8 protein-coding genes are annotated in these 10,494 nt (G+C 71.5%); 3 read left to right on the top strand and 5 right to left on the bottom strand.

The genetic code is table 11. The annotated features are described in order from the left end of the window. Positions 1 to 314 precede the first annotated feature (314 nt). On the top strand, positions 315 to 1,172 hold the full coding sequence (locus tag WMF11_RS19065) for a hypothetical protein (RefSeq protein WP_437909810.1): 858 nt from the start codon (positions 315 to 317) through the stop codon (positions 1,170 to 1,172). A gap of 44 nt (positions 1,173 to 1,216) precedes the next feature. Here WMF11_RS19065 and WMF11_RS19060 read toward each other — a convergent pair whose 3' ends face one another. From WMF11_RS19060 to WMF11_RS19050, 3 genes are all read right to left on the bottom strand, one after another. After that, the gene (locus tag WMF11_RS19060) at positions 1,217 to 1,801 is read right to left on the bottom strand and encodes a hypothetical protein (protein WP_437978476.1); all 585 of its coding nucleotides are present in this window, start codon (positions 1,799 to 1,801) and stop codon (positions 1,217 to 1,219) included. Positions 1,802 to 2,143: 342 nt separating this feature from the next. Further along, on the bottom strand, positions 2,144 to 3,940 hold the full coding sequence (locus WMF11_RS19055; protein WP_437978475.1) for a sigma 54-interacting transcriptional regulator: 1,797 nt from the start codon (positions 3,938 to 3,940) through the stop codon (positions 2,144 to 2,146). A gap of 118 nt (positions 3,941 to 4,058) precedes the next feature. Then, positions 4,059 to 5,276, bottom strand: a complete 1,218-nt coding sequence (locus WMF11_RS19050) for an MFS transporter (protein WP_437553540.1) — start codon at positions 5,274 to 5,276, stop codon at positions 4,059 to 4,061. Between the two features lie 219 nt (positions 5,277 to 5,495). Between WMF11_RS19050 and WMF11_RS19045 the strand changes: the two genes are divergently transcribed. After that, on the top strand, positions 5,496 to 6,626 hold the full coding sequence (locus tag WMF11_RS19045; protein WP_437978474.1) for a pirin family protein: 1,131 nt from the start codon (positions 5,496 to 5,498) through the stop codon (positions 6,624 to 6,626). Positions 6,627 to 6,631: 5 nt separating this feature from the next. Here WMF11_RS19045 and WMF11_RS19040 read toward each other — a convergent pair whose 3' ends face one another. After that, positions 6,632 to 7,621 (bottom strand): helix-turn-helix transcriptional regulator, encoded by a 990-nt coding sequence (locus tag WMF11_RS19040; protein WP_437978473.1) that lies wholly within the window; start codon positions 7,619 to 7,621, stop codon positions 6,632 to 6,634. A gap of 114 nt (positions 7,622 to 7,735) precedes the next feature. Beyond that, entirely contained in the window at positions 7,736 to 8,671 is a 936-nt protein-coding gene (locus WMF11_RS19035) for an SMP-30/gluconolactonase/LRE family protein (protein ID WP_437978472.1), read from the bottom strand. A 610-nt stretch (positions 8,672 to 9,281) separates the two neighbouring features. Between WMF11_RS19035 and WMF11_RS19030 the strand changes: the two genes are divergently transcribed. Next, positions 9,282 to 10,259 carry a PAS domain-containing protein gene (locus tag WMF11_RS19030; protein WP_437978471.1) on the top strand — a complete coding sequence of 326 codons (978 nt, stop codon included), beginning with the start codon at positions 9,282 to 9,284 and terminating at the stop codon, positions 10,257 to 10,259. Positions 10,260 to 10,494 lie beyond the last annotated feature (235 nt).

Raw genomic sequence — 10,494 nt, 5'->3', positions numbered from 1 at the left:
CCTGGCCCGCGGAGCTCGCTCATCGGCCCGGCGAGCCCGGCGAACGCTCGATGTGGCATGACGGGCGAGCCGGAGGCGAGCGCTTGGCTTTCATGACGACGACCCGTAGACGACCTGTTCACGCCTCCCTTCCGCTGGCGAAGCTCCTCCTGCCCATCACCCTCACAGCCGTCTGCGCCGCTCCTGCGCTCGCCCAGGCGCCGCCGCCGTCATCGTCCTCATCGCCGCATCCTCCGGCGACAGCGGAGTCGCCGTCGCCCCCGGCAGCGTCGGCGCCCCCATGGCATCAGGGCATCTCCGAAGATCGAAAGCAGATGGCCCGCGCGCTCTTCGAGGAGGCCCGGAATTTTCACCGGCGCATGATGTTCGCCGAGGCGCGGGCCAAGTACGAAGAGGCGCTGGCTTCGTGGGAGCACCCCGAGCTCCGGCTCTATCTCGGGCGGGTGTTGAGGAGCCTCGGCCTGCCGGTGCTGGCCTATGACAACCTGCGCCTCTCCCTGCGATGGGGGCCCGGCTCGCTCGACGCCGAGAAGGAGCAGGAGGCGCGCGCGACGCTGCGAGCGCTCGTGGAGCAGGAGCTCGCCGTCATCGATATCCGCTGCGACGAGCCGGGGGCCACCGTGCTGATGGATGGCAAGCCCTGGTTCGTCGGACCCGGCGCCCGGCGCCAGATGGTCACGCCCGGAGAGCATGTCCTCACAGCGAGAAAGGACGGCTACTTCACCGTCGCCAAGACCATCTTCATGGTCGCGGGCAAAGAGGCCTCCGGCCAGCTCGTCCTGAGCGCCGATACCGTCGTCGCCAGGCAGCGCTGGCCCGCCTGGCTCCCCTGGGCCACGCTCGGGGCTGGGGCGGCCATCGCCCTCATGGGCGGCCGGTTGATGTGGCAGGCCGACGACCTTCATGGATATGCGCAGGAGCGGAGCGTGCGCGAGTGCGGTCGGTCGTGCGCTCCTTCCCCCGGCTTCCAGTACGACGCCAGCGTCAACGAGAGCTGGCTGGCCGCCGGCACCCTCCTCGCCGGCAGCGCGACGGTGATCACGGCGACGGCCATGCTCTTCACGAACAGGCCACAGATCTACCGCACCCAGGACCGAGGTGGCGTGAAGGTCGAGATCCGGCCCGCCGCGGCGCCCGATGCCGCGATGGTGTCAACCTGGCTCGTGTTCTGATCCGGTGGAGGGGCGCCCGACGCCGGCAGGATCGAGCGGCGCGCTCACCCGCAGATGTCGATCGCCGTCTTGCACTTGCCAGACTGGCAATAGCCGTGCCTCCCGAGCGCCGGGTCCGGACACTCGACATCTGGACAATCGTCGCTCGTCGTGCACGCCTTGCCCGTCGCGGGGGTCGTCGCGAGCTCCATGGCCCTCTCATAGAAGAAGACGCACAGGGCCCCTGTGTCGGGCTCGTGACGCTGATCCCCCACCTCCTGCAAGGCCCTCTTGTAGCTCTCGTTCTCCTCGAAGCACGGGTGATCCTGCGGGAGATCGGCGGCCGCCATACCGACGTCGCTTTCGCAACCCTCCTGCTGCGCCGCACAGGCGATGAGGCTCTCGATCCGTTGGAAGACCGGCGTGCAGACGTCCAGCTCCTTGACTGCCTGGTCGTGGAGTAGCCCCATCGTGACCGCGCACTGCTCGGCCTCCACGCCCTCGCTCAGCTTCCCGCACTCGGCCAGCTTGTCGCAGCGGATCTCCTCGGGCTTCGCCGGCGCTGCGGGCTCGCTCAAACAACCCGCCAGGGCCACCACGACGACGGAGACGAAGGGACCGCAGAGGAGGATGTTCTGGATCGTTTTCATGATATTTTTACCTTTCGCTGTCATCTCCGGCGAGCCGGGTCGGCAGAGCGTCATCGCATCCGGCGTGCCGCCCCTGCGCACGAGGGGCATCGGCGGGAGATCGGCCGCGTGATCGAAGAGGATCAGCCGCGGAATCGATCGATCAGCCCGCGGCGGCGCTCGCGCCCTGGGCCAGCGCGAGGGAGGCAAACTTTGCCGTCGTGGCAAAGCTTGCCAGCCCTCGGGGGAAGACGCGGCAAGGATTGCCATCGCTCTCCGCCCCCGCGCTCCGGAGGCGCCGAGCCCCGGGTGGCATGCCTCCAGGGTGCGAAGAGGGCTCGGCTCGTGTCCTGAGCCCGAGCCTCACGGACTCCGCTTCCCCTCGCGCGCCGAGATACCGAATTGCTTGAGCTTGAAGGTGAAGGTGCGGACAGGCATCCCGAGGAGCGCCGCCGCCCGCTTCTGGACTCCATCCGCGGCGTCGAGCGCCTGACGCATGCGCGTGCGCTCGATTTCCCGGAGCTCCTCGGCGATGGGCTTGAAGCGGGCGGGCGTCGCGGCGGGCGGGGCCGAGGTGTCCACCGCGGCCCGCGGCGGGACATCGAGCCCGGCGATGCGCTCGGGCAGCCCCCAGGGCTCGAGCGTCGGGCCGTCCGCCGTGGCGGCCGCGTACTCCATCGCGTTCTTGAGCTCGCGCACGTTGCCGGGAAACGGGTGCGCGAAGAGCGCGGCGAGCGCGGCTTCCGAGAGCTCGAGCGCGGGCCGCCCGGTCCGAGCGCACGCCTCGGCGAGGAACAGACGGGCCAGGATCGGCAGCTCACGCCGCCTGTGCCGGAGCGGGGGCAGCTCGACGACGGCGGCGCTCAGGCGGAAGAGCAGGTCTTGACGGAAGCGGCCGGCGTGGACCTCGGCCTCGAGATCGCGGTTCGTGGCAGCGACGATGCGGATGTCCACCTCGCGATCGCGGACGTCGCCGAGGCGGGTGATCCGCTTCGCCTCGAGCGCCCGGAGCAGCTTGGCCTGCGCGCCGAGGGGCAGCTCGCCGATCTCGTCGAGGAAGACGGTGCCGCCGTGCGCCCGCTCCAGCAGGCCGGGCTTGGGCGCCCGCGCCTCCGAGAACGCGCCCTTCTCGTAGCCGAAGAGCTCGCTCTCCACGAGCGCCTCCGGGAGCGCGGCGCAGTTGAGCGTGATCAGCGTCTTCTGCGCCCGCGCAGACCAGTGGTGCACGGCCGCGGCGGCGTTCTCCTTGCCCGCCCCCGTCTCGCCGAGGACGAGGACCGGCAGATCGCTCGCTGCGAGGCGCCGGATCAGCTCGAACAGCCGGATCATGGCCGAGTCGGCCACAACGATGGTGCGATCGCCGATGACGTGCCGGACGGCGGTCTGCGAGGCGAAGGCGATCGCCCCCGGAGCCGCGATCGACGCAGCGGTCCGCGCGCCCGCGAGGAGCGTCTCGGTGTCGCCGCCGTCGAACGGGTAGGAGGCCAGTCCGCCGCGCGCCTCGGGGGCCAGCGGCGCGATGGCCTCGAGCACCTGGAGCACCGCGGCGCGCGCCGCCTCTCCGCCGAGCTCGGGAAACCCGATCGCCAGGTGAGAGGCGCCGTCCCAGGCGACGATGTCCACGAGCCGGAGCGCCGAGAGCGCCCGATGCGCGAGCATCGTGCGCATCTGCACGGACCCGAGGGACACGACCGCCAGGCCGAACGGCCGCGCCGAGTCGGCGGCGCGCTCGATCTCCTCCTCCACGCGCCGGCGCAGCCGGCCCATCTCGATGAGGGCGCTGCCCCGGGGCGGCGACTCGCGCCGGAGGATCAGCGTCGTATCCCCCATGGTGATGACATCGCCGGAGCCGAGCGCGCGCGAGCCCTCGATGCGCTCGCCGTTGACGAGCGTCCCATTGTGGCTGCCGAGATCGGTGATCCGGATCTCTCCTCTGGAGAAGACGAGCTCGGCGTGCCGCCGGGAGACCGCCGCGGTGTCGAGCCTCACGTCGGCCTCGTCGCTGCGCCCCACGACGAGCACGCCGTCGTCGGGCAGGACGCGCCTGTACGATGAAGAAGCGCCGATGACGAGGAGGTAGGAGTAGATTCCCGGGCTGTCCGGGGACTGCCGCAGATCGAAGGTCTGCGTCGTCAACGGCGAGCTCTCGGGGCCGCTCATCAGCCCGAGGCTATAGTCGAAGCCCGCGCGCATGCAAGCAGCGAGCCTCTCGGGTCAGCGACGCGCCACAGCGCTTTTCGCGGCTCAAGCGTAGATGGTGAGTCGCTCGACAACGCGGCTAGGCGCGATGCGCGGCAGCGAGCGCGACGCGCCGCTCGATCCCGAGGAACAGCAGCGGCAGCGCGATCGTGAACGCGATCGACAGCCCCGCGACGACCGGCATGCCTTCAAGACGGTGGTCCGGCAGCTCGTGGAGCATCCTGGCCGCCGCGAACGCCGCGATCGCGGACGCCATGTGCTGCACGGCCGACTGCATCGAGGTGAAGCGCGCCCGCTCGGCGGGGCGCGGCACCTTCGACGTCAGCGTGTTGTACGAGACGTTGCGGAACGTCATGCCCAGCATGAAGACGATGAAGATGGCGAGCACCGGCAGCCCCGGCGTATACGAGACGAACCCCGCGTAGAGGACGCTCGCGAGCACCGCCGCCCCCACCGAGCCCGTCTGGAACGCGCCGAAGCGGTCCACCAACGGTCCCACGGCCCGCATCGCGGCGAAGCTCACCAGGCCTCCCACGAAGTAGAGCAGCCCGAGCCGCTCGCGCGGATACCCGAGGTTGTACTGCACGTAAGCCGAGATGTTGGGGATCACCAGGAACGACGCCACCGTCAGGATCGCCGTCGTCGCGTACGAGAGCAGCACGATCGGCCGGCCAAGGAGCGCGCCGAGCTCGCCGAGCGCGCTGCCCGACGGCGGCGCGCCGGTCAGGTGATCTCGCATCGGCGGCAGGAGGAAGATCGCGAGCCCGGCGACGAGCAGCCCGAGCGCCGCGACCGCGAAGAACGGCAGCGGAAAGCCGCCGCGGCGGGCGAGCTCCAGCCCGGCGGGGACGCCGAGCACCGAGGCGACCGAGAACGAGCCCATCACGACGCCCATCGCCTTGCCGCGCCGCTCGGGCGGGATGACGTCGGCGACGATCGAGAACGCGACCGAGGTCGCGGGCCCGCCGAACGCCCCGGCGAGCACGCGCGCCGCCATGAGGCTCGGGAGCCCCGTGGCGAAGCCCCCGGCCGCCGTGCCGGCGACGAGGCCGAGCATCGCCACGGCGAGCGCGCTGCGCCGGTCGAAGCGGTCGAGGAAGAACGCGCCCGCGAGGCCCGAGACCGCGGCCGCCGCCGTGTAGCTGCCGCCGATGAAGCCGATGCTGGACATCGGGATGCCCAGCGCGACCGCGAAGTCGGGCCCGAGCGGCATCACCATCACGAAGTCGAGGATGTTGATGAACTGGACCGCAGCGACAAGGAAGATGATGCTCGATTCGGAGCGCCGTTTGGACACGAGGGTCGACTCTAGTCGACTCCAGGCGCGCCCGCCCCGCCTCCGCACGAAAAAGCGCCGCGACGCGGCGCGCTCACGCCCGGACGCGCGCCCTCACCGCTCCCCTGCTCTACGCAGCCCGCGCGGCGGCTCGCACGTCGCGCGCGTTGCTCCCGGCGCAACGCCACGTTGCGCGCTCGCACCGTTGTCCCTCCATGAGGTCCATCTTACGATGAGACGATGAGCCCCATGGATCGCCGCACCGCCCTCGGCGCCCTCGCCGCAACGCCCGTCGTCGCCGCGTGCGACCCCGCCGCGCCCCCGCCCGGTCGCACCGACGAGGCCGCGCTCGCCGCGGAGGACGTCGTCCGCGACGTCGCGCCGCTCGGGTTCCCCTGGGAGACGCTCGATCCCTTCCTGTTCTGCGTCCACCACGACGACGCGTACCCGGCCGGCGACGAGCGGATGGGGCCGGCCGCCTCGCTCGCGGGCCGCGCCATCGGGCGCGACTTCGCCGGCAAGGACGGCTGGCGCATGTACCACGGCGACGTCGTCCCCGGCTTCCCGCAGCACCCGCACCGCGGCTTCGAGACGGTGACCGTCGTGCGGCGCGGGCTCGTCGATCACGCGGACTCGCTCGGCGCGGCCGCGCGCTACGGCCGCGGCGACGTCCAGTGGCTCACGGCGGGGGGCGGCATCGTCCACGCGGAGATGTTCCCGCTCGTCGAGAAGGACGGGCCCAACCCGCTCGAGCTCTTCCAGATCTGGCTCAACCTCCCGCGCGCGGACAAGCTCGCCGAGCCGCGCTTCGTGATGATGTGGGGCGACACGATCCCCAGGCAGATCGCGCGCGACGCCGCGGGCAGGACGACCGAGATCACGATCGTCGCCGGCCGCCTCGGCGAGCTCCGCGCGCCGGCCCCGCCGCCGAGGTCGTGGGCGGCGCGCGCCGCGTCCGACGTGGCGATCTGGACGCTCAAGATGGCCCCGGGCGCGCGGTTCACGCTGCCGGCCGCCTCCCCCGGCACGAACCGCGCGCTCTACTTCTTCCGCGGCGCCGAGCTGCGCGTCGGCGCTCGCCGCGTCCCCGCGGCCCAGAGGATCACGCTCCGCGACGGCGTAGCCGCGCTGCTCGAGAACGGCCCCGACGAGGCCGAGCTCCTGCTCCTCCAGGGCAAGCCGATCGGCGAGCCCGTCGCGCAGCAGGGCCCCTTCGTGATGACCTCGATGGCGGAGGTCCAGCAGGCCTTCCTCGACTACCGGCGGACGGGCTTCGGCGGATGGCCGTGGCCGAGCGACGGCCCGGTCCACGGGCGCGCGGAAGGCCGATTCGCGCGCTACCCCGACGGCCGCATCGACAAGGCGGGCTGAGCCCCTCACCTCGCGTCGAGCTCGGGCTCCTCGCTCCAGCAGTCGTTCGCGCTCGCCCGGTGCCGCGCGCGGTACTCCGAGGGGCTGACGCCCTCGGAGCGCCGGAACTGCTCGGCGAAGCGCGACGCCGAGTCGTAGCCGCAGGCCGTCGCGACCTCCAGCACGCCGTGGCGCCCCGAGCGCAGGAGCCCCTTGGCGAGCTCGAGGCGCTCCTTCCACAGGAGGGCCCTGAACGAGACCCCCTTCGCGCCGAGCCGGCGGCGCAGCGTCGCGTCGCTCACCCCGAGCGCGCGCGCGACCTCCGGGGCCGCCCACGGGCGCGCCGGATCGCGGCGCACCAGCGCCCGCACCGCGAGCGTCGGATCGAGCGCCAGCGTCGAGGACGCGGCGCGCGCCTCGTCGAGCTGCTCCCGGTGCTGCAGGAGCAGGGTCAGGATGAGATCCTCCAGCCGGTGCTCGATGAGCAGCGCGTGCGCGCCGGGCAGGAGGAGCGTGTTCACGAGGTGGATCAGCGCCTGGATCGACGGCATCGCGGAGCGCAGCAGGTGCGGCCGATCCGCCTCGAAGCCGCCGAGCCCCCGCTGGACGCAGAGCGTTGGATACCGGCGCTGGAGCCGCTCGTCGACCTCGCTCAGGAGCTCGATCGTGAACGAGCGGTAGGCGCCGCGCTCGGGATCGGGCTCGTTCACGAGCTCGAGGGGGATGCCCTGCGGCACGAGCAGGATCTGCCCCTCCCGGGCGACGAGGCGCGTGTTGCCGTCCGGGCCGTCGAGGAAGATCCGCTTCGCGCCGTCGAGGATGAGCACGACGAGCGGCCGGGAGAGCCGCTGAATCGTTATCCGATCGCGCGTGCGGGTGAAGACGCCGACCCATCGGGCCAGGCCGGCGCCGCTCGCCGAGGACGAGCGCTCCAGGCGGGAGATGGCCTGCCTGAGCGCGCCCCAGGCCTGGGCTTGATCGGTGGGTTCGAGCAGTCGGGTGAGCTGGGTCTTCATCGTCGCTCCTGATGGAAAGGGCGCTTCTCTCGCGACGCGGACACAGCGCAGGTCCGGCCGGGGCCGCGCAGCGTAACCGCGCCGCCCCTGGGCCCAAAGCGCTGTTCCGCCGGCTCATTTCACGTCGAGCAGGACGATCTCGCCGTCGTTGAAGAGCGGGACGAGCAGGCGATTCCTCGCGCGGTCCCAGCCGAGATCGGCGGGGCTCGGGAGATCCACCGCGAGCGTGGAGACGCGCGGCGCCGCGTCCCCGGCGGGGTCGATCTCGAAGACGGCGCCCGCGTCCCAGCTCGACACGAGGAGCCGGCCGTCGTCGAGGCGCACGAGGCCGTCCAGCGTGCCAGCGGGCAGGGTGATCTCGCGCCGCGGCTGCGCGGAAACGTCGAGCACGTCGAGCACGTCGAGCGCGTCGACCCGCGCCGCGCCGAGGTAAGCCACCCAGATCTCGCCTTCCGCGCACGCCACGCCGTTCGGGTGCGGCAGCGCGGGATCCGCGATCAACCGGGAGACCTCCCCGCCCGGATCGACCGCGACGAGCGCGTCGGTGCCGATCGAGGTGAACCCGCCCTCCCCGATGGCCACGCCGGAGTCCGAGACCACGATCGACCCGTCGGGCATGGCCGCGACGTCGTTGAGCAGGCCGGCGCCGGCGACCTCGATGTCCTCGATGGGCGCGCCGTCGCTCGCGTCGAAGACGCGGATCACGTCGATATCGGCCACATAGAGCCTGCCGCCCGCGATGGCCATGCCCTTCGGGGCGCTCAGCGTCACGCCCTCCGACGCGCCGTCGATCCAGGTCAGGTCGAGGATCTCGCCGTCCGGCGAGACGCGCGAGATGAACGCGCGGTCGTCCTTCTCGACGGGTGAACCGACGATGTTCGAGACGAGGTAAACGTCGCGCTCCTCGTCGTGGAGCACCGACTCGGGCGTGCTGAAGCCGCCGACGCGGCGGAGCTCCGGCGCGGCCGGGGCCTCGCTCTCGGCGCAGGCCGGGAGGACGGCGGCGAGGCAGGCGAGGACCGCGGCGAGGCGTTTCGGTTGCGTTTTCATGGTGCGCTCTCTCGTGGTAACGGGCCGGCGACGCGCCGGCTGGTGCGCCTACCCTGCGCCCGCTCGCCGCGCGGCGCGCGCCCGCGGCGCTCATTGGTACGCCCGAAACGCTCACGCGCCGCGGTTAGCGCCGCTGCCGGCCGAGACGCAACGCCTCGCGCAGGCCGCTGGGCCGCCCCCGGCCACGGCGCGTCTCGACCAGGGAAGAGCCGATCGCTCAAGGCGCCTCCGTCGTTCCACCCGACCAGGAATCGAGATGCGCGAGACAACGAATCTCACGTCCACGCCGCTTTATCGGCCACGCGCAACGCACAACCATCGTCCGCGTTGTACGAGGCAGATTCCCGCCCTCCGCAGATCCTGTCCTGACAAACGAGCACGGGTCCAGCTTGAACGGCGGGTAAACGGCGGGTAAACGGCGCGTAACGGCGGGTAAACGGCGCGCTCGCCCTCCGCACGGGCGAGGAACGTCTTGGTCGACATCCACGGGACCTGCCGGCCCTACCGGCGACACGCCGTGAGTCGACAACGGACATCGAGCGCTTGACAAGTGTTGCGCCCCCGACAATCATGCGGTCACCGTGGCCCGGCCAACACGTGGTACCCTGTAATGCAGTGTCTTTCAGACCCAGAGAGCGAGACGTCGCTGCACGAGCAGGTCGCGGCGCTCCGCAGGCGCGTCGCGGACCTGGAGCAGGCTCTGGCCGAGGCGCAGCGGCCGAGCTTGGCCGTGCGCGAGGCGCGGCCCGTTCCCCAGGAGCATGAGCTCCTGGCCAGCTTCTTCGCGGCGGAGGCCTCGGGGTACGCCGCGATGCTCGACGCGATCCCGGCGATGGTGTTCTTCAAGGCTCGGGACCACCGGTACCTCGCCGTCAACAAGGCCTATGCGGAGCACTATCGCCTCTCGAGCGACAGGATCGTCGGGAAGCGCGACGAGGAGATATTCGTCGACGAGGTCGCGCGCAGCTACCGCGAGAACGACGAGACCATCATGTCCGAGGGGATCCCGCGGCTCAACGTGGAGCTCCGGTGGAAGCTCGAGGACGGGAGCGACGGCTGGACGCTGGAGAACAACGTCCCGTTCCGCGACGCGAGCGGGCGCGTGATGGGGATGGTCGGGGTCGTGGTCGACATGACCGCACGAAAGAGGACGGAAGAGGCGCTGCGGAGCACCGAGGCCGATCTCCTCGCCATCCAGTCGCGCCTCCTCGAGACGATAGCCGCGCTCTCGACGCCGGTCCTGCCCATCGCCCACGGGGTCATCGTCGTGCCGCTCATCGGCCATCTCGACACGATGCGGGGCACCCAGCTCATGGAGGCGCTCCTGCAAGGCGTGGAGCGCCACGACGCGGAGTTCGCGATCGTCGATCTCACCGGCGTCCCGATGATCGACAGCGCCGTCGCGCTCCACCTCCTGCGCGCGGTGCAGGCCGTGGGCCTGCTCGGCGCCGAGAGCGTCCTCGTGGGGATGTCGGCCAGCACCGCCGCGGCGCTCGCGGCCTTCGGCGAGACGCTGGAGGGGATCGTCCTCCTGAGAGATCTCCGGGCCGGCGTGCGTTACGCGATGACGCGGCGGAAAAGGAGATGACCGGCGTGCAGCGGAGGGCGCCGCCGTAGACGTCAGGCGGCGCCGAGCGGCGCCGAGAGACCTCTCCCTTTCTCGCACCTTGTTCCACGCAGCGGGCGACCTCACGCCCTCTCGAAGTGCTCACGCATCCAGGTCTCGCTTGACCCTCCGGCGAGGCACCGGCTAAATTCCGTTCAGCCTTTTAACGCTGCATTCCCGGCTGATGTAGAGACGGTCGGTTCACCACTTCACCCCA

The organism is Sorangium sp. So ce295 (genome assembly GCF_051527405.1).
Taxonomy (GTDB): domain Bacteria; phylum Myxococcota_A; class Polyangia; order Polyangiales; family Polyangiaceae; genus Sorangium; species Sorangium cellulosum_B.
Note: the sequence above shows the minus strand (reverse complement) of the source record. Positions and strands in the feature narration are given on the sequence as shown.

What these genes read in the sequence shown, in the direction of transcription:
- WMF11_RS19065 (WP_437909810.1), top strand. Translation starts at nt 315, where the DNA reads ATGGCCCGCGCGCTCTTCGAGGAGGCCCGGAATTTTCACCGGCGCATG.
- WMF11_RS19060 (WP_437978476.1), bottom strand. Translation starts at nt 1,801, where the DNA reads ATGAAAACGATCCAGAACATCCTCCTCTGCGGTCCCTTCGTCTCCGTC.
- WMF11_RS19055 (WP_437978475.1), bottom strand. Translation starts at nt 3,940, where the DNA reads ATGAGCGGCCCCGAGAGCTCGCCGTTGACGACGCAGACCTTCGATCTG.
- WMF11_RS19045 (WP_437978474.1), top strand. Translation starts at nt 5,496, where the DNA reads ATGAGCCCCATGGATCGCCGCACCGCCCTCGGCGCCCTCGCCGCAACG.
- WMF11_RS19040 (WP_437978473.1), bottom strand. Translation starts at nt 7,621, where the DNA reads ATGAAGACCCAGCTCACCCGACTGCTCGAACCCACCGATCAAGCCCAG.
- WMF11_RS19035 (WP_437978472.1), bottom strand. Translation starts at nt 8,671, where the DNA reads ATGAAAACGCAACCGAAACGCCTCGCCGCGGTCCTCGCCTGCCTCGCC.
- WMF11_RS19030 (WP_437978471.1), top strand. Translation starts at nt 9,282, where the DNA reads ATGCAGTGTCTTTCAGACCCAGAGAGCGAGACGTCGCTGCACGAGCAG.